Source organism: Paenibacillus sp. FSL F4-0122, assembly GCF_038002845.1.
GTDB lineage: Bacteria > Bacillota > Bacilli > Paenibacillales > Paenibacillaceae > Paenibacillus_AQ > Paenibacillus_AQ odorifer.
This window is the reverse complement of the sequence record NZ_JBBODI010000001.1, coordinates 5,644,770-5,663,181: the sequence shown is the minus strand read 5'-3', so window position 1 is coordinate 5,663,181 and position 18,412 is coordinate 5,644,770. Positions and strand designations below refer to the sequence as shown.

General features: G+C 43.3%; 18 protein-coding genes and 1 riboswitch. Of the genes, 2 read left to right on the top strand and 16 right to left on the bottom strand.

Annotated features, from left to right (window positions below; genetic code table 11):
* Nucleotides 1–47: 47 nt before the first annotated feature.
* Nucleotides 48–983 carry a phosphate ABC transporter substrate-binding protein PstS family protein gene (locus MHH49_RS24765; protein ID WP_076126671.1) on the bottom strand — a complete coding sequence of 312 codons (936 nt, stop codon included), beginning with the start codon at nt 981–983 and terminating at the stop codon, nt 48–50.
* A gap of 328 nt (nt 984–1,311) precedes the next feature.
* On the opposite strand from MHH49_RS24765, the gene MHH49_RS24760 reads away from it, so the two are divergent.
* Nucleotides 1,312–2,202, top strand: a complete 891-nt coding sequence (locus MHH49_RS24760) for a LysR family transcriptional regulator (protein WP_076223783.1) — start codon at nt 1,312–1,314, stop codon at nt 2,200–2,202.
* A gap of 50 nt (nt 2,203–2,252) precedes the next feature.
* Here the strand turns inward: MHH49_RS24760 and MHH49_RS24755 are convergent, their stop codons facing one another.
* The 15 genes from MHH49_RS24755 to queF form a co-directional block, all read right to left on the bottom strand.
* Nucleotides 2,253–3,242: a substrate-binding domain-containing protein gene (locus MHH49_RS24755; protein ID WP_036687526.1), complete on the bottom strand. Its 990-nt coding sequence runs from the start codon at nt 3,240–3,242 to the stop codon at nt 2,253–2,255.
* Nucleotides 3,239–5,023, bottom strand: a complete 1,785-nt coding sequence (locus MHH49_RS24750) for a cache domain-containing sensor histidine kinase (protein WP_341138576.1) — start codon at nt 5,021–5,023, stop codon at nt 3,239–3,241. The genes MHH49_RS24755 and MHH49_RS24750 overlap by 4 nt, the downstream gene beginning before the upstream one ends.
* Nucleotides 5,020–6,630 carry a response regulator gene (locus MHH49_RS24745; protein ID WP_341138575.1) on the bottom strand — a complete coding sequence of 537 codons (1,611 nt, stop codon included), beginning with the start codon at nt 6,628–6,630 and terminating at the stop codon, nt 5,020–5,022. The genes MHH49_RS24750 and MHH49_RS24745 overlap by 4 nt, the downstream gene beginning before the upstream one ends.
* A gap of 80 nt (nt 6,631–6,710) precedes the next feature.
* Nucleotides 6,711–7,691, bottom strand: a complete 981-nt coding sequence (locus tag MHH49_RS24740; RefSeq protein ID WP_340951222.1) for an ABC transporter substrate-binding protein — start codon at nt 7,689–7,691, stop codon at nt 6,711–6,713.
* Between the two features lie 60 nt (nt 7,692–7,751).
* The gene (locus tag MHH49_RS24735; RefSeq protein ID WP_051491519.1) at nt 7,752–8,744 is read right to left on the bottom strand and encodes an ABC transporter permease; all 993 of its coding nucleotides are present in this window, start codon (nt 8,742–8,744) and stop codon (nt 7,752–7,754) included.
* Between the two features lie 32 nt (nt 8,745–8,776).
* A complete protein-coding gene (locus MHH49_RS24730; RefSeq protein ID WP_341138574.1) occupies nt 8,777–10,276 on the bottom strand; it encodes a sugar ABC transporter ATP-binding protein in 1,500 nt (499 codons plus the stop codon).
* Between the two features lie 223 nt (nt 10,277–10,499).
* Nucleotides 10,500–11,345: a class I SAM-dependent methyltransferase gene (locus tag MHH49_RS24725; RefSeq protein WP_076106768.1), complete on the bottom strand. Its 846-nt coding sequence runs from the start codon at nt 11,343–11,345 to the stop codon at nt 10,500–10,502.
* Between the two features lie 32 nt (nt 11,346–11,377).
* On the bottom strand, nt 11,378–12,292 hold the full coding sequence (locus MHH49_RS24720) for a DMT family transporter (RefSeq protein WP_176462518.1): 915 nt from the start codon (nt 12,290–12,292) through the stop codon (nt 11,378–11,380).
* Between the two features lie 142 nt (nt 12,293–12,434).
* On the bottom strand, nt 12,435–13,571 hold the full coding sequence (locus MHH49_RS24715; protein WP_341138573.1) for a zinc-dependent alcohol dehydrogenase: 1,137 nt from the start codon (nt 13,569–13,571) through the stop codon (nt 12,435–12,437).
* An 81-nt stretch (nt 13,572–13,652) separates the two neighbouring features.
* Nucleotides 13,653–14,471 (bottom strand): VanW family protein, encoded by an 819-nt coding sequence (locus MHH49_RS24710; protein ID WP_038571429.1) that lies wholly within the window; start codon nt 14,469–14,471, stop codon nt 13,653–13,655.
* Nucleotides 14,472–14,993: a cysteine hydrolase family protein gene (locus MHH49_RS24705; protein WP_036687540.1), complete on the bottom strand. Its 522-nt coding sequence runs from the start codon at nt 14,991–14,993 to the stop codon at nt 14,472–14,474. It abuts the gene before it with no gap.
* A gap of 135 nt (nt 14,994–15,128) precedes the next feature.
* Complete coding sequence (gene queE, locus MHH49_RS24700) at nt 15,129–15,851, bottom strand: 7-carboxy-7-deazaguanine synthase QueE (protein WP_038571434.1); 723 nt, start codon at nt 15,849–15,851, stop codon at nt 15,129–15,131.
* Nucleotides 15,844–16,326 carry a 6-pyruvoyl trahydropterin synthase family protein gene (locus tag MHH49_RS24695; RefSeq protein WP_036687544.1) on the bottom strand — a complete coding sequence of 161 codons (483 nt, stop codon included), beginning with the start codon at nt 16,324–16,326 and terminating at the stop codon, nt 15,844–15,846. Before MHH49_RS24695 ends, queE begins: the two co-directional genes overlap by 8 nt.
* Nucleotides 16,326–16,988: a 7-cyano-7-deazaguanine synthase QueC gene (queC, locus tag MHH49_RS24690; RefSeq protein WP_036687545.1), complete on the bottom strand. Its 663-nt coding sequence runs from the start codon at nt 16,986–16,988 to the stop codon at nt 16,326–16,328. The genes MHH49_RS24695 and queC overlap by 1 nt, the downstream gene beginning before the upstream one ends.
* Before the next feature lie 29 nt (nt 16,989–17,017).
* Nucleotides 17,018–17,491 (bottom strand): preQ(1) synthase, encoded by a 474-nt coding sequence (gene queF, locus MHH49_RS24685; protein ID WP_038574518.1) that lies wholly within the window; start codon nt 17,489–17,491, stop codon nt 17,018–17,020.
* A 163-nt stretch (nt 17,492–17,654) separates the two neighbouring features.
* Nucleotides 17,655–17,698: riboswitch (PreQ1 riboswitch) on the bottom strand.
* A gap of 319 nt (nt 17,699–18,017) precedes the next feature.
* Here queF and MHH49_RS24680 point away from each other — a divergent pair.
* The gene (locus tag MHH49_RS24680; protein ID WP_036687547.1) at nt 18,018–18,353 is read left to right on the top strand and encodes a hypothetical protein; all 336 of its coding nucleotides are present in this window, start codon (nt 18,018–18,020) and stop codon (nt 18,351–18,353) included.
* Nucleotides 18,354–18,412 lie beyond the last annotated feature (59 nt).

The following is an 18,412-nucleotide window of genomic DNA, read 5'->3' as shown; positions in this document are numbered from 1 at the left end:
CCTCTAATCACTTGAGATTCTAATCAATAACATTGCCTAGAATTTAATTACTTAGCGGTAACAGTTCCTGCAACGTCGCGAACAACTTGCATTTTAACAGCTGGGATGTATCCAAGTTCAACAACTTCACCAGTTTGCACTTCGTCAGTTAAGAAAAAGTCGAGGAATGCTTTTACTGTCGCGTTAGGTTCACCATTTGTGTACATATGCTCGTAAGCCCACACTGGGTATTTACCAGAAACAACATTATCAACAGATGCTTCCACACCGTCAAGACTAAGTGTTTTAATGGAATCATCCAGGTAAGAAAGAGCAAGGTATCCGATTGCCCCTGGAGTTTCACCGATCATTTTCTTAACCGTACCGGAGGAATCTTCTTGAATCGAACCTGGGATATCTTCTGTTTTGGTTCCAAGTGCAAAGCTTTCAAAGGTTGCACGAGTACCGGAGCTGCCTGGACGGTTGATGATTTGGATTTTTTGATCCGCTCCGCCTACTTCAGACCAGTTAGTGATTTTACCAGTGAAAATGTCCACCAGTTGTTGTTTAGTCAAGCTATCCACACCAGCATCAGGATGAGATACTGCTGCGATCGCTACTACTGCTACTTGATGATCTACGAGTGCTGCTGCTTTTTCTGCATCTGCATCTTTTAATTTTTCTTCTGCGAATACGTCAGAGTTTCCGATATCTACTTGTTTCTCAGCAACTTGAGTAAGACCAGTACCACTGCCACCGCCTTGAACTTGAATGTCCACGCCAGTGTTTTTATCCATGAAATTCTCTGCTACCAGCTCAACCAAGGGTTGTAATGCTGTTGAACCTGAAGCCAGAATCGAACCACTTATTTCAGCGCCGCCGCTTCCTTCGTTAGTTGCTGCAGCGTTTCCTCCTGTGTTGTTTGCCCCGCCGTTACCGCAAGCCGATAGTGCCAGTACGCTTGTTAAAGCCAAAGTCATGATCCATGATTTTTTGAATTGCATTGTTTTGTCTCCTCCTAAATGGTTTGTTAGCATGGCTCCCTGATCAGTTCATACCAAACTGGCTTCGAAAGCTTTAACATGGTGTTGTGGAGCTTGGCCCCCATATGCATGGTTACTGTAAAAGCTCATCAAACGCATATGTTATATGTTGTCCGGGACTTCTTGGCCCCTCTGACTCTTCTTATTCTAGAGCTCGTTCGTTAGAGAAACTTCTTATCTTTGTAAAGTGAACGAAAAAAATACCAATATAAAGTGTATATCTGTATAGATATAATCTATAATGGAGATATAATTTGTAATCCAACTTAGCATTATGTGGAGGAAAGTCATGAATATTATGAAATTGAACATCGTAGTTCTGATTGAAAAATATAAAAAGGTAACCGATGTAGCCGCAGAATTAGGCCTTAAACAGCCTACTGTTTCTTTTCATATGAAGAATCTGGAGGCTGAGCTCGGAACTCCTCTATTTCTTTACCGCAGCGGAAGAGTGCTGCTTACGGATGCTGGGCGAGCCCTTTATCAATACGCCCTCAAAATCGTTTCCCTCACAGCAGAAGCTGAGCGTACAGTCAAACAATTTTCTTCTCCCTCAAAAGGAACATTAGAGCTGGAAGCCAGTTTTATTCCTGCAACTTATATTTTACCTAATGTGTTAATCCAATTCATGAAACTCTATCCGGGGATTAACAACTCCTTGACTGTTCAAAGCGATGCTTTGTTACGTGAACGTCTCCGTAGTCGGGATATTCAGATGGCCATTTTACATACTTCGGATTGGCAGGACGAATCTTTTGATTTTCAGCTTATTGTCCGTGATGAACCTGTCCTAATTTTTGCACCTGGTCATCCATTTGAAGACCTAAAGAAATTAACACCTGAACTAATTGCCAATGAGCCGTGGATTCAGCATGAGCAAGGATCTTGTTTACGGGGGTATGCCGATCAATGGGCACAATTCAATCAAATCCGTTTATGGAACCGATCCGAGTTGAATTCTCCAGAAGTGATTAAGCAGCTAGTTAGCGGGAGTGACTGTGTTGGCATATGTTCTAAAGCGGCTGTTAAAGCTGAGATTGAGCTAGGCAAGCTTAGCTATGCCAACCTACCAGGGATTTTGCCTGAAAGCGGCGGGTTTGTGCTCGGCTGGCGTAAAGATCATATTTTAACACCGTTGCAGCAATCCTTTGTTGACCTTGTTGAGTCTCTTACCCCTTAAACAAAGGGTAGCTCCTAAATCCACGAATGGTTTAAGGAGCTACCCTTTGTTTATTCTATAAAAGGAAACATTAATTTCTCATTTTCACTTAAATACATATTCTCCTTCGTGATGACCACGGAGCCTGTGTCTATTATCTGTTCCACTTCCTCACCCTCAACAGCTTCAATCGCCGTCTTCACAGCTAAGTACCCCATATTAAAGGGCTTCTGCATGACCGTGCCAAGCAAAATCCCTTTTTCGAGGAGCTTCACCTCATTGCTAGAATTGTCGAACCCAAACAATTTCACTTTGTCCTGAAATCCCATATCCATAATCGCCTCCCCAGCACCTAGTGTAGAAGGTTCATTAAGACCGATTATTCCCTTTAAATTTGGCTCGTCCTTTAGCAAATCAATAGTTAACTGATACGCTTTTCGCACGGAACCATCACTGTATAATGTAGGCTGCACATCATGAACTCCATTTTCTAAAAGGGCGTCACGAGCTCCTCTTTCCCTCTCTATTGCTGTCGCAGAGCCTTGTACAAAGTTAACGATGGCGACTTTATCCTCTGGATCGATATATTTTCTTAACTCCTGCCCTGCCTTACGTCCTGCTTCATAATTATCCGTAGCAATAAAACTCTCTGATACACCACCGCTCAAGCCCGAATCTACAGTAATAAGCGTAATGCCAGCTGATTTGATCTTTTCCGCGATTGGAATGAGGCGATAATAATCCGTAGCAGATAAAATAATGGCGTCAGGCTTCTCCTTAATTGCTTGCTCCAACAGTTCTATTTGTTGATCTACATCAAGCTCTGTATCCGTTCCAACCGTGCGAACCTCTGCACCGAACTCCTTAGCCGCTGTTGCCACACCTTGTTTCATCACTTCCCAGAATTCAATACTGCTATCGATAGTCTTGGGCACATAAATAATGGTCCTAACCTTTGCGTCAAGCTCATTTGCAAACATACGATAGGCTAATGAACCCAAAGTAACAATGAAGAGCAGCAACAGAGTATACAGGCCAATTTTTGACCGTAATGCGCTCATTGACTCTCCTCCTCATAAATTACAGGTATTCGTAAAGTGGCCGTCGTTCCTTCCTCCATCTCGCTTGTAAAAGACAAACCGTATTTCACACCGAAATACAGCTGGACACGATGGTTCACATTTGCGACACCTACACCGCTGCCAGTCTTGAAATCTGATTTTTGCAGCAGTACCTTACCCATCTGCTCTTCATCCATCCCAATACCGTCATCAATGATCTGTACGATAATATCGTTCTGTTCTTGTCTTGCCCGGATCAGAATGTGCCCTTGCTCAGGATTATGTTTTATGCCGTGATAGATCGCATTTTCAACCAAAGGCTGAAGTACCATTTTTAAAATGCTGCAGGTTAGGATATCTTCTTGTATCTCTATGGAATAAGTGAATTTATTACGATAACGCATGTTCTGAATCGTTAAATAGTGCCGAATATGCTCTAATTCTTTGGCCAGCGGAATCAATTCCTCACCCTCACCAATTGTTGAACGGAGCAGCTTGGATAGAGATGAAGTCATCTCCACCACTTCCTCCATCTTTCCTGTCTCTGCCATCCAAATAATCGAATCAAGTGTATTGTACAAAAAGTGAGGTTTAATCTGCGCTTGCAGCGCCTTCAGTTCACTGACACGCTTCATCTCTTGCTCCAAGACGATCTGACCCATTAACTCTTTAATCTTCATGATCATAAGATTAAACGTACGAGCAAGCTTGCCGATTTCATTCGTGCTCTCAATCTCTACGCGTATGTCGAACTCTCCACGTTCCGCTTTTTTCATATTCAGCTCCAAATTCTTCAGCGGTTTGGTCAGTGCGTACGAGAGAAATATCGATATAGCCATAGCAAAAATCAAACTAATTGCTCCCCATAAGGCGGCGGTTCCTTGCATACGTTGCTTGTTCGCGACCAAATCATCCGGATAAGTGACTCCAACTATTTTCCAGCCAAAGCTGGTAGTGTCCACAGTGTACAGTTTCTGGTCATTCCCCGTGTTAACCGTAACAGATCCATTTTTGATCCCAAGGACCGTCTCCAATTGTTCGAACTTGAGCTGGGAGTAGATCAACTGCTGTTGTGGATGATAGACAAGGCTACCTGCGGGATCGACGATAAAAACATAACCGCGTTTTCCCAGTTCGATTTGTTTACATAGATTATTAATTACACTGTAATTGAGATCTACGAGCAGTACACCTTGTTGATCCGCTTCCGTCACAGCATTCGCATTCGAGAGCTTTCGGCTTATCGACACTACCCACCGGTATTCATCTTGAAAGATGTGCTGCACATGAGAGGAAGAAACTGCAACGTCTAGTTGATTCATAGCTTTTTGATACCAATCTTGAGCTATTAGTTCAGGAAGCGGTTTCAAAACAGCATGCTGTCGATCCGAAACGGTCATGCCATCTGAGCCTGCATATAATATAGAGGAAATATCCGAGCGGGACTGAACGACTGACCGGAGATAATGACTGGCAAGCAGTTTATCCTTAAGCGCCTCTTCTTCATCTAATTTCGAGCCTTTTATATATTTCTCTAGATCACTGCTAGTTAACACCAGAGCAGCTATGCTCTCCATATTGCCAATGTAATTCTCGATATTCAGTTTTACTTGTTCTATTAATTGTGAAGTGTAGGCTACAGAATTGCCCTTGACTGCAGCTGAGGACAGGCGATAGGAAGTATAAGTCAGGACAATAGTTGTGCAGAGGATAAGAAGTGAAAAGGAGACAGCAATATTAGTATGAATACTTCGGCTGCGGAAAAAGCGCTGTGATCTCATAGAGAGAGATTCTCCTTCTGCCGGTGTCGATATTCCTTCGGTGTGCTTCCTACATTACGTTTGAAAATAACACTAAAATACTGTGGATCAGCATAACCAACTCTGGCAGCGATATCATATGTCTTCAACTGTGTGACCGTAAGGAGTTCTTTTGCTTTTTCCAAACGGAGTCGAGTCAGATATTCTATAAATGTTTCTCCAGTATGCTGTTTAAAAGTTGCACTGAAATAACTGATGCTCATAAAAATATGGCTACACAGCTCATTGAGTGAAAAGCTGTCATTACAATAATTCTCGCGAATATAAGCTTCTGCGGCTTGCATCTGAGAAGTCCGAACCGTTGTTCTCTGTGCCGATAGTTTAAGTATCAGCTCATGGCAAGTCCTCTCCAAATAATTTCTAGCTTCATCTAAAGTCTTAAGCGCAGCAACCTCTGCAAACATATTATGCGAAACAACTACTGTATTTGGGAAGCCGATGTCGACTACATAGTTCATCAAAGAAACCAGCAGCTGATAGATGCTGCTACGGCAGCCTTCTATAGAGGAGGTATTACTTTTAAGCTCCTGAAACCACTTCAATAGAATTTCCGATACAGCAGAAGCTTTACCTGTCTTTAAAGCGGATATGAATTGCTTTTCCCATGAGGTGAAATGCGCCTGATCCAATCCCTTGCCAAACTCAAGATCCTGTATGGAGATAACTTTATCTATGCCTAAAAGGTAACGATATTCTATGGAGGAGACCGCTTCTTGGAAGGATAGTGGAATTTGTTGCAAAGTATTATATTTTCTACCGATGCCTATGGTTGATGACAGCTTCAAATATTTATTTAAGCTACTCTGGACTTGCTCTGCAAGAAGCTGCGTTGCTACTTCTAACGTCTCTGAATTGCCGGATCTTATCGCAGCGATTTTTCCATCTCTCGTCTGGAATACCACTCCGTCTTGCTCTTTCTCAAGCTGCTCCTGAACAATGTTAAAGGCTCCGAAACGCAGTAGCTCTGCATCAAAAGCTAGGTCCTGGCTTCGTTTCTCAAGTTCTATATCTATAACGAGCGCAAGGTACACTTGACCCAGTAACTGAATATGAAAATAACTCAATTTATTCTCGATTTCTTCGCTTTTCATTCGAGTAGTTACCAGCTGCTCCAAAAATCGTTCCCGCAGCAATGGAAGACTCTGATTAAGTTGCATACGAAGCTTAACTAAATTCGCTTTTTGTAGATGCTCTTCATCTAAATCCTGCTTCATCTTACTTAGAAATTCAGCAAACTCACGTGCATTAATCGGTTTTAATAAGTACTCAGTCACCTTCAGTGTTATGGCCTGCTTCGCATATTCGAAGTCTTCATATCCAGTGACGATAATGACCTTCATATCCCGGTACCTATCCATCACAGCTCTGGCCAATCCCAGTCCATCCATAAAAGGCATACAAATATCAGTAATAATTACGTCAGGCCGATGCTGCTCGATTGCTTCCAGCGCATCTCGGCCATTATCGAAATCACCAACCAGCTCAAACCCATATTTACTCCATGTAATCTTCTGTTTGATCCCTTCACGAACCTCATCTTCATCATCAACCAGAATTATTTTGTACATCCAACACCTCCACAACTTTGAACTTATCAGCATAAGCATAATAGAGGCCGCCTGCGTGAGGCAACCTCTATTATTAAACTCTATTCGTATAGTAGAGGTTTGATCTCATCAGAATCCATATTGTTTTTATCATACCAGTGGAACCCCGTGTCGATGTTCTTTTCAACCGCTTCCCCTTTAATCGCTTGCACAGCTGCCTTCACAGCTTGATAGCCAATACCAATGGGGTCTTGTGTAACAGCGCCAGCCACAACACCACTGCGGATAGCATCCATCAACTGCTTGCCAGAGTCAAAGCCGACGACTACGATCTTACCATTCATTTGCAATTCATTTACTGCATTAGCCACACCTACAGCAGAACCTTCGTTAGAGCCATAGATTCCTTTCAGATCCGGATTTGCCTGCATCATCGCTTTCGCAAGGTCTGTGGACTTTAACTGATCTCCACCCCCATATTGCGGCTCTAACACTTGAATATCCGGATATTTTGCTTTCATTTGTTCCAAGAAGCCATCGCGACGCTGTTGCCCTGTGCTGCTCGTTTGGTCATGTATGACAAGGCCCACTTTACCTTTCTTGCCAATCAGTTCAGCCATTTTATCTGCGGCCAAAGCAGCTGCTGCTTTATTGTTAGTCGCTGCTGTTGCTACAGGGATATCACTGTCTACACCAGAGTCGAAGCCGATGACCGGAATCTTATTTTCCTTTGCCTTTTCTAGATAAGGAATCGCAGCCTTGCTGTCTAGTGCGGCTAGCGCAATTGCTGCTGGCTTCTTGTCGAGAGCTGTTTGCAGCATCTCAATTTGTTTATCCACCTGACTCTCATTTTCTGGACCTTCGAAGGTAATCTCAACATCAAATTCCTTAGCAGCTTTCTCTGCTCCTTGCTTCACCGCTTGCCAGAATTGATGCTGGAAACCTTTTGATATGACTGGAATGTACGGTTTGTCTGAACCGGATGCACTCTTGCTACTATCATTGTTGTTACATGCACTCAGCAATGTAGTGACTAATAACAGACAGGCAAGCATGATAAACCCTCTACGACGCAGTTTCATTTGAATCTTCCCCCTCGTCATTTGCTTTGTATATCACTCCGGATGGAGATCATACCAAGTTCATTGCTTACGGCGGCGTAGAATATCAGCGTAAACCGCAATGATGATTACAACACCGACAATGACCGTCCGCCATTCCTGAGCAACAGACATAATCTGCAAGCCATTCGTCAGCACACTCATAATCAGTGCGCCAATAATCGTGCCTAGAATAGAACCTACACCTCCACTTAAGGAAGTCCCGCCAATGACCACTGCCGCAATAGCCTCTAGTTCATAACCGGTGCCCAGTGATGGCTGTGCTGAATTCAGACGTGAGGCCATCAGGATACCTGCGATTCCGCTAAAGATCCCTGTAATGGAATAGATAATAATCTTCCATTTGACTGTGTTCACACCTGATAAGCGAGTAGCTTCTTCATTACTGCCAAGTGCGAAGTTGTAACGCCCAATAATCGTCTTAGACAAGATTATGCTTGCGATCATACCGAGTAATAAGAAGATAACGATGGTGTTGGGTATACCGGGGATCATTTTACCCATGGCGATCTTGGCGAAGATCGGATCATCGTTGAAATAAATGGGTTTGGCTCCTGTGATGACAAGCGACAAGCCTTTGGTGACCATCATAATCGCCAGAGTGGCGATGAAGGGTGGGATGTTCATCTTCGCCACCATCAAACCGCTGATGAAGCCGCACAGTGCTCCAGCCAGAATCCCACCTACAATGCCTAACGGGACGGGCAGACCCCAGAAGGTAATAATGACTCCAACCATAACAGATGAGAATGTCATTACAGTACCCAGAGCGAGGTCGATGCCACCCGTTATAATAACAAAGGTAGCTCCAAGCGCTAATACTCCGATTACAGCTGTAGAAACTAGAATTCCGACAAGATTTGAGAATTGAAAAAAGTTACTGGAGGATAAAGAGAATACGATGACCAATATGATCAGACTGGCAAATGCCAATAATTTTTGTTTGAATCCGGATTGCCCTCCCGTTTGCTTCATACCCGCTGGCTGACTAATCTCTTTATCCGCGATCTTCATAGTCCTGACACCTCCGGTTAACTCTTGAACAGTTATGAACGTTTCGTCGCATATTTCATAATCGCCTCCTGCGATGCTTCTTCTGCGGGGAGTTCTCCTGTTATACGCCCTTCACACATAATGATAATCCGATGGCTCATTCTTAGAATCTCAGGAAGATCTGAAGAAATGATAATGATCGCCTTCCCTTGACTCGCAAGCTGATCCAGCAGCTTATAAATTTCACTTTTCGCGCCTACATCAATACCTCGTGTGGGCTCATCGAAGATGAGTACATCACAGTCTCTAGTCAACCACTTGCCGATGACCACTTTCTGTTGATTACCTCCGGACAGAAACTTAACCTTTTGACCTACACTTGGAGTTTTGGTGGCTAGCGCTTCAACATGCTGCTCCGCTGAGCTTCGCATCTCCCGCTCCTTCATCCAGCCAAATGAATTACGGAATTTATAAAAGGAGGCAATCGCATTATTCATGCTGATATCCATATCCACAAGCAGTCCGAAACGTTTACGGTCTTCGGACAAATACCCAATACCATGCTGTACCGCTTGATGTGGCTGACGTATACGAACCGATTTTCCATGGAGCATAATTTCACCCTCATCGATGGGATCGGCACCAAATACGGCACGAACAACCTCGGTACGTCCAGCTCCCATTAAACCAGCGAAGCCCAAAATCTCACCTTTATACAGATGAAAGCTAATATCCTTGAACGCATGCCCTCTAGAAAGATTCCGAACTTCTAAGACAACTTGCTGAGTCTGTTTCGCAATCGTTGGTTTCGACGTTTGATATAATTCACGTCCAACCATCATGCTGATGATCTGATCAATCGTTATTGAATCGGTACGAACGGTATCAACATAACAACCATCGCGCATAACTGTAATGCGGTCTGTAATTCGCTTCAATTCATCCATGCGGTGAGAGATATAAATAATTCCCACACCTTTATCTCGTAGCTGCTCAATCATTCGAAATAACTCGTTAATTTCTGTATCTGTTAACGCGGCGGTTGGTTCATCCATGATCAATACCTCGGCTTGGAAAGACAAGGCTTTAGCGATTTCAACCATTTGCTGATTAGCAACGGTCAGGTCTGATACCAAAACTCTGGGATCCAGCTTCAGATTCATTTGATCAAACAGTACCTGAACTTTTCGGTTCATCTCCACATCATCAACGAACCATTTCAGACCTTTTCGCGGCTCTCGTCCAATGTAAATGTTCTGGGCGACCGTAAGATGAGGCATTAAATTCAATTCCTGATGGATGATACTAATTCCAAGCTCCTGTGCTTCACGGGTATTAACAATCTCCACTTCATTTCCCTTGTACCACATTTGACCAGTATCCTTGGAATAGACACCTGTCGCAATCTTCATAAGGGTAGACTTGCCAGCGCCATTTTCTCCTACTAACGCATGAACTTCCCCACGCTTCAGCTCAAATTGACATTCATTCAAAGCATGAACACCTGGGAAAAACTTGTTGATTCCCTCCATACGAAGCAACACTTCGTTCATTTTGATATCCACCTCAAATTCTTTGAGAATGCATTAACCCTTAAAGTAATCGCTTTCAATCCGGAATGTAAAATCATTGTATTCCCTATAAGTTGCCATTGTAATGGAATAATCTCCGTAAAAAAGTTTAAAATTTTATGTTTTACACAAAAAAAACTGAACCGAGAGCACCTCAGTTCAGCACAAATGTTATACCCTAAAAATCACATGTCTGCGAACCCTCCTACAGGCTTGCGCCATTTCCAGCCACCAATGTGAAGGTCTTAGGAATTCCCTTATCATACACGTCGGAAGATAGATTAGGTTCTTCTACTAATTGGCGGATCACTAGTCCGCTATTAGCTGCTGCGGTTACAATTTCTCCGAGTGTCCAGCGGCGCCAATACACAACACTATGCTCTTGTTCACCTGCTGGTTTACCTGTGGAAGGCAAATACTTGGAATAGGATACCTTTTTCTCTTCCAATGATGAGTCAAAATAATCTCCGTTTACTTTGTGTTTGCGTACCTTCGCAGTAGATCCCTTCGAGGAAATAAGCTTGGTCGTTACCGGATGAAAATCGCGGAGTACAAATACGCCTCCAGGAGAAAGCAATCGGCGAGCTGTTTCCATGAATAGTGTAAGGTTGGTAAAGTAATGAACAATTCCTAACTCCGCGAAGACGATGTCATATGAACCATCAAGGACGTCTTCTGGCAGCTTAAGAATATCTGAGACGATATAGGTTAGTGGTACCCCTGCTTCTTGGGCAAGATCAGCCGCATATCGCGCATTGGCTTCCGAGAAGTCAGCAACCGTTACTTCCGCACCTAGTAATGAGAGTGCCACGGCCTTCATTCCGTTTGAGCCCATTAAATTCATCATTTTCTTCCCCTTCACCTCTCCAAAAAAAGAAAGGAGCGGGTAAAGCTTTGCACTTGGTTCCTTTATTAATTTTGCAGCTGCTTCTGACGGTGTACCAAACCGAGTTACCCAAGCGGTATAAGTATCTTCGTTCCATAGTTCTTCGCTTGTTGGCACAGCGTTTTTTTCTGCCTGATTATTTGAATATTGATTCTGCTCTTCCATCCATTGCTACCCCTTTATGTGTAAAATATCTGTTATGAAGCATTCTGAATGGCATCAGCCATCCGGATAGTTTTCCTTCTTCCCGCGTACAAATATACTGCGAGTCCAATCATAACGAGCAGCCCACCTGCCCATTGTAAGGTTGTTAGCTGTTCACCCAAGAGTAAATACGCTAAGATACTGGCACCCACTGGTTCTCCTAAAATGTTCATTGAAACCGTAGTCGCAGATACATATTGTAGTAACCAATTAAACAAAATATGGCCAAACACCGTTGGCACCACTGCTAACAATACAAAGATTCCCCATTCCTTGGCCGGATAATTAAAAAAGGAAATCCCCATGAACAGATTGTATACGGCGAACACGCCAGCGGCTGACAAGAAGACAATCAAGCTATATAAATAAGAGGGCATGCGCACCACTAGCTTTTGACCGATCAGCATATGTACAGCTACCGCGACAGTGCCTCCGACCGATAATAGATCACCTTTAAGATTATCTGCAGAGATTCCAATATCACCCCAGCCGATAAACACGACACCGCCAATTGCAATGCCAAGCCCTAGAATAGCAGACAGAGCTGTCTTTTCCTTATACAAAAAATAAACACCCAGCATAATAAATACAGGCTCCAGCGCCATGATCATTGTTGAACTAGCTACCGAAGTATACTTTAATGATCCCATCCATAGCAAAAAATGCAGCGCAAGCATTGCGCCTGAAAGGATGAGCATTAGCCAGTCTTTTTTACTTAGAGCAAAAGCAGCTCCACTATAGGGTCTTGCAAAAGGCAGCATCAGCAGTGAGGTAAATAATAATCTGTACATGCCTTGTATAGATGCAGGTGCATCAGACCATTTAATAAAAATGGCGGAAAAAGAGATGGCCACAATCCCTATCAACATTAATAGTGGAATCGGAAGTGGCGGTTTTTTAAGTTTCACATGTTACGCGTCCTTTCAATATCTTAAGTCACTTATGTTAATTTAACGCAGACCGTGAAAAAATGCATCTTTTTTCATAAGATTTCACTAAAAAAAGCACAAGCAATGTCATTTCTGACGAAAGCTCATGCTTCTTAAAAGGCTAGGGCTTCAGAACAACCTTGATGCAATCTTCTTTTTTCTCACTAAAAACGTCATAGCCATGCTCCGCTTTACTAATTGGCAGGCGATGCGTAATGATATCTGTAGGATCAAATTTATTTTCTTTAATCATCTTATACAGCAACGGCATATAGTGAATCACCGGCGCTTGTCCCATCTTTAATGTGATGTTTCGTTCAAATAGCTGACCCAGCGGGAACATATTGTAATTAAGTCCATAGACCCCTACAAGCTGGATGGTTCCGAATTTACGTACGATATCCGCGGCCATTCTGAATGCACTGAGCGAGCCCCCTTGCAGCTTCAGAACCGTTTCCACTTTCTCCAAGGCAGATATTTTGGCATCTAGACCCACACAGTCAATAACCACATCTGCGCCCCCATGAGTGATCTCCTTCAAATGAGCCCCAATGTCCTTGATCTCTTCGAAGTTATAAACTTCAACATTATTGGTCAGCTTCGCATGTTGCAATCGGTAGCCGATATGGTCAACAGCAATGACTCTAGAGGCTCCTTTGATCCAGGCAAACTTTTGAGTTAGCAGTCCCACGGGCCCGCAGCCGAGAACAATGACCGTATCTCCCGGCTTCACTCCCCCGCTTTCTATTCCCCACCAAGCAGTAGGCACAATATCAGATAAGAAAAGAATTTTCTCATCTTCCATTTCTGCATCCTCCGGAACTACAAAAGGCCCAAAATTACCATAAGGTACCCGCAGCAATTCAGCTTGTCCGCCAGCAAAACCGCCATAAGTATCGGAATAACCAAGATAACCGCCTGTGTCCTTGGCGTCATTAGCATTGTCGCATTGGCTCTCCATCTCATGCTGGCAGAAAAAACACTGCCCACAGGCGACATTAAAGGGGATGATGACTCGGTCACCTTTTTTGACTCTAGTTACGTCAGGTCCCACTTCCTCAACAATCCCCATCGGCTCATGACCAATAACATAATCATCATGCATACCTGGAATTTCTCCGTTATAAATGTGCAGATCCGAGCCACAAATCGCCGTAGTGGTAATCCGAACAAGAATGTCATCTTTTTTCTCAAGCTTCGGATCAGCTACTTCTTTAACTTTCACTTTTTTCTTCCCTTGGTAGGTTAGTGCTTTCATGCTGTTAATCCGCTCCTTTGGAGATGGTCTAGAGATATAACGTTCATACCTTTCTATGTTATATCCCTAAGCCCTAACCTCTTATCCATGAAGAAGCGGAGAATACATCATCAGTGCGTAATTATCAGTTACAGCTTCATCTCCAATTAGATCTCCAGATCGGGTATATACTTTTCGACTGATCTTATTACTGCGTATATATCCGCCCCAAGGCTCTAGACTAATCCTATGATCACTTTCGTATACTTCATAATCATAAAGCGCCTGCTCATTGCATCTCCATTCCCCGTGTAAATGGCTATCGTCCAGCCAGAGCTTTAGTTGATACGTTTGAGCGGTGTTATTTTTCAATTGAAGATCCAAATAGTTATAAGAACAGGTCGCCCCGCTTCCAAAAGGTTGTGTACGTTGTTCATCTGGAAATACATCATAGCTGTGACGATGCCGTTCAATAACGGTAAGTGGTGTGTGCAGTGCCATCCAATAGATCAGATTAGACAACTGGCATAAGCCTCCTCCAACCCCGGAATGAAAACCACCATAATGAAGCACCATACCCTCCAGATACCCTTTTCGTTTAGTGGGCTTACCAATACTTCTCCAGTAGGAAAAAGTCTCCCCCGGCTGCACAACAAGTCCATCCAGCTTCGCAATTGCCAGCCGTAAGTTAGTAATTTTATTGTATTGAAGCAGCATATCTACATTCCGAAGACTTCTTAATAACGGGGTAGCATGAGTCATAGCTGCATAAGATAATGTTTCATCCGTACGCTGCTTCGCTATTTTGCTTCGTCCAGTGTACCATTTCAAATATCTTTTCCAAATAAAATATCGTTTGCCAGCAAACAATCTAAGGCGAGAACGCTGAATAGGCTTCATGGCAGCCTGGGGTGTATTCATCTAGAACTGAACCTCGCTTTCAGCTCGTAACTGGGCGAATCTACCTCCAATTATCGCATTATGATGCTTAACGATCTCCCTACTACTCAGAACCCCATTATCAAAGGTGCTATGAGCATCTGAAACCAGTACACTTTTATATCCCATGCTGTATGCGCGTCTTATTGTCGTATCCAGACAGAATTCACTTTGCATCCCACAGATCACCAGATTCGTGATCCCGAGCTTTTGGAGTTCATCTTGCAATTCCGTTCGGTGAAAAGCATCCCAAGTAGGCTTCTCAACGATAACTTCGCCTTCCTGCGGTGTGATGCGGTGACTGATCTGCCAAGTGGGTGTACCTTTTGTGTACTCCTCATCTTCGGTATGTTGAATATACACAATAGGAGTACCTGCTAATCGAGCTTTTTGCTGAAGGGAGACAATCCTGTCCATCACACCCTCTTCATCGTACAGCTTTAGTTCATAGGAGAACATGGCTTCTTGAACATCGATAATTAATAATGCTGTTGATTGTTCCAAATGAATAACCTCCAAGAGCTTTTTTCAAAATCATACCAGAAACTGGGACAGACTATCTACCTACTAGAAGTTACAAATGTTAAAAATAAAAACCGAGCATCTGTAAGCAGATACCCGGACGATTTCATCAATCTTTTATTTGCCACGCTTATTATGCCAGATCAATGCATGCAGCTGTGGAAGTACACGAACCTTGTTCATATCCGAATCCACGATTACTTTATTAAACAACCACTCCAGCCTTCCCAGAAGTCGAGCAGAAATGTTGCCCTCTTCCGTGACATCATCATTACCAGGCTGCAGAAAGAGCTGCACATTCGGATATCGCTGGTGAACGTTTTTCGCATAATCAAAATCATTATCATCAAACACTACGACCTTCAAGCTATGCGTAGAACGACCCAGTTTCTCCATCTTACTCATGATGTTATCTAACATTTCCCAATTCGTTGTCATTCCTGAGCTTGGGGGTTTAGGGCTGATTGTCAGCACATCCACGTCATTGAACCAATCCTGCCATTTACTCCCCTGAGTTTCTATCGCTGCTTTTATTCCACGCTCATGAAGCAGACTGATGAAGGTACCCATTCCTTCACCAATCAAGGCAGGATTACCGCCTGAAATCGTAACACAGTCGAAATTATCGCCAGCTAACGCCAATAATTCATTTATGATTTCTTCTGCTTCCATCATGCGAACCTTATTCTTAGCCGTACCATCCCAAGTAAAAGCGGAGTCACACCAGCCGCAGCGATAATCGCAGCCATAGGTGCGGACAAACATCGTCTTCACTCCAATTACCGCACCTTCGCCTTGAATAGTTGGACCGAACATTTCAATTACAGGAATCTTACTCACAGTCACAGCCTCCATACAAACGGTAGGATGGCCCTTCATCCGGAACGTCTTCAGCCAGCACCTCTGCCCAAGAGGTTGGAGTCTCCCATAGCTTTACCGAGTATAAAGGCAACCCTGCTTGCTTAAGCTTGTAGGCAATATATGAAGACATATTCTCCACTGTGGTGCGGAAAGACAATAAGGCTACTTTGGAGCCCGTATTCGTTAACGTCTCTAACACAGGTTCATTTCCCATAGCAAGAAAAGCGTGATCTAAACGATCTACAAGGCTTTGTTGTACTGTCATTTTGATATCGCTAAAATCAATGACGAAGCCTTCATCCGAGTGGCCTTCCGCGGCCATAGGTTTGCCCTTAAGCACTACTTCGAGCTTATAAGTATGTCCGTGCAGATTGCTGCATTTCCCTTTGTGTCCCACTAACTGGTGTGCCGCATCGAACGTAAATATTTTGCAGACTGAAACCTCGTTAAGCATTAAGAACCGGCCTCCATTCTCTCCGCCTCATATTGCTCAAGACCACGCTGACGCAATAGACAGGCTGGACAAGTACCGCAGCCACTGCCAATAATACCGTTGTAACAGGTCAGTGTGTGTTCGCGAACATAATCAAAATACCCCAGTTGATCGGCCATTTTCCACGTTTCTTTTTTATCCAGCCACATTAGGGGAGTGTGGATCGCAAACTCATAGTCCATAGATAAGTTCAGCGTAACATTCAATGATTTCACAAAAACATCACGGCAGTCCGGATAACCGCTAAAGTCCGTTTGGCAAACCCCAGTGACGATATGGGAGTACCCCAGTTGTTTAGCTAATATAGCGGCAAAAGATAAAAACAACAAATTCCGTCCATCGACGAAAGTACTTGGAAGCTCATCCCCTTCCCCAGCCACGATATCTATATCCTGACGGGTAAGTGCATTGGGTGCCAGCTGATTAAGCAGCCCCAGATCAAGAATATGCTGTTTTACATTAAACTTAGCTGCTATCTCTGTTGCAACTTCGATTTCAGCCGCATGACGTTGATTATAGTTGAAGGTAACTACCTGCACTTCCTCATACTGCTGCAATGCCCAAACCAGGCAAGTGGTGCTATCTTGTCCGCCGCTGAATACGACGAGTGCTTTTTTGTTCATATGAATCTCTCCTTATCACAAGTTGGAATTTAGCGGTTGTCCACTTTTTCTGGATAGAGGTCGTGATTGATTAAGCGGTGTTCCGCCATCGCCTCATACTTCGTACCCGGTCTTCCATAGTTGCAATAAGGATCAATTGAAATGCCTCCGCGCGGAGTGAACTTGCCCCATACCTCAATGTAACGCGGATCCATCAGTGAGATCAGTTCATTCATAATAATGTTGACACAGTCCTCATGAAAGTCACCATGGTTGCGGAAGCTAAACAGATACAGCTTTAATGATTTGGATTCCACCATTTTTTGTTCAGGAATATACGAAATATACAGCGTGGCAAAATCCGGCTGACCCGTTACAGGACACAAGCTAGTGAACTCAGGGCAGTTGAATTTAACAAAATAATCACGTCCGGGATGTTTGTTATCAAACACCTCCAGAATGTCTGGATCATAACCAAACTTGTACTGTGTTCCCTGATTACCAAGCAAAGTAACTTCTTGCATTTCCTCTTTCAATCTTCCTTCTGACACGACAAAAAACCCCTCTCTTTTCCTTCGGCCTTGGCCGGTAATGGAAAGAAGAACGAGATTTCGAAAACTTGGCTCCACTAAGAAGAAACGGAAGCAACGTCCGGATAAAGGACAGCAACCGCTTGTACTGTTTAATATATTCTTAGTTTTTTATAGAGGGAGTTCGCGAACCTCTCCTGCACAACTTTAGTGCAGACTTCTTCTTAAAGCATAAAGCATATTGCGTCTTGAACTATACCATGGGTAGCCCGCTCCTGACAAGTTCTACTCTTTACTGTTACCTTATACAGATCAGCAAATCACTCCAGATTAACGTGGATAGACCTGCGTATGTAGAGATTAGGAAGCTCAAAACCAATGCCAATTTGATTGTGGATTTCTTTTTAATGACATGAATTATTCATATGGTTAATTAAGATGCGGCAAAAAAAAGGATTCAAATCCTAAGAAAAGGGTAACTTATTCATAATAATCTTCGAGCTAAGGGTGGGAGCATTTTATGGAACAAAGTATACAGCAGCTTATGGATTGGCTTAACAATCATTTGAATGAAACAATCGCTATTGAAAAGAAAGAACTTCGTGATTTGGATAAAGTTCATTTCAATTTAGAGTCCGTAGATTTCCGGAGTGCAGACGATGTTATTGATGAATATCTTGGAAGTGCACTGATATTAAGAGGTTTCGGCAGCACACTTAACGCCGATGGTGAACTGGTATCCCTGCCACAATCCACTTATGATTTAGCTGTTGAAGGTCTTCAAATCGTAGACTTAGCCGACCGCAAGGCAGAAATAACTACGGACAGAGCTAATTACACCCTTTCAGTAGATTAAACGAACATGATTATGATAAGCAAAAAGAGCCCACAGCGATTGCGGGCTCTTTTTGCTTA

Excerpts from the sequence above, each read along its gene's own strand:
- MHH49_RS24765 (WP_076126671.1), bottom strand. The coding sequence starts at position 983 with ATGCAATTCAAAAAATCATGGATCATGACTTTGGCTTTAACAAGCGTA.
- MHH49_RS24760 (WP_076223783.1), top strand. The coding sequence starts at position 1,312 with ATGAATATTATGAAATTGAACATCGTAGTTCTGATTGAAAAATATAAA.
- MHH49_RS24755 (WP_036687526.1), bottom strand. The coding sequence starts at position 3,242 with ATGAGCGCATTACGGTCAAAAATTGGCCTGTATACTCTGTTGCTGCTC.
- MHH49_RS24750 (WP_341138576.1), bottom strand. The coding sequence starts at position 5,023 with ATGAGATCACAGCGCTTTTTCCGCAGCCGAAGTATTCATACTAATATT.
- MHH49_RS24745 (WP_341138575.1), bottom strand. The coding sequence starts at position 6,630 with ATGTACAAAATAATTCTGGTTGATGATGAAGATGAGGTTCGTGAAGGG.
- MHH49_RS24740 (WP_340951222.1), bottom strand. The coding sequence starts at position 7,691 with ATGAAACTGCGTCGTAGAGGGTTTATCATGCTTGCCTGTCTGTTATTA.
- MHH49_RS24735 (WP_051491519.1), bottom strand. The coding sequence starts at position 8,744 with ATGAAGATCGCGGATAAAGAGATTAGTCAGCCAGCGGGTATGAAGCAA.
- MHH49_RS24730 (WP_341138574.1), bottom strand. The coding sequence starts at position 10,276 with ATGAACGAAGTGTTGCTTCGTATGGAGGGAATCAACAAGTTTTTCCCA.
- MHH49_RS24725 (WP_076106768.1), bottom strand. The coding sequence starts at position 11,345 with ATGGAAGAGCAGAATCAATATTCAAATAATCAGGCAGAAAAAAACGCT.
- MHH49_RS24715 (WP_341138573.1), bottom strand. The coding sequence starts at position 13,571 with ATGAAAGCACTAACCTACCAAGGGAAGAAAAAAGTGAAAGTTAAAGAA.
- MHH49_RS24710 (WP_038571429.1), bottom strand. The coding sequence starts at position 14,471 with ATGAATACACCCCAGGCTGCCATGAAGCCTATTCAGCGTTCTCGCCTT.
- MHH49_RS24695 (WP_036687544.1), bottom strand. The coding sequence starts at position 16,326 with ATGCTTAACGAGGTTTCAGTCTGCAAAATATTTACGTTCGATGCGGCA.
- queC (WP_036687545.1), bottom strand. The coding sequence starts at position 16,988 with ATGAACAAAAAAGCACTCGTCGTATTCAGCGGCGGACAAGATAGCACC.
- queF (WP_038574518.1), bottom strand. The coding sequence starts at position 17,491 with ATGCAAGAAGTTACTTTGCTTGGTAATCAGGGAACACAGTACAAGTTT.
- MHH49_RS24680 (WP_036687547.1), top strand. The coding sequence starts at position 18,018 with ATGGAACAAAGTATACAGCAGCTTATGGATTGGCTTAACAATCATTTG.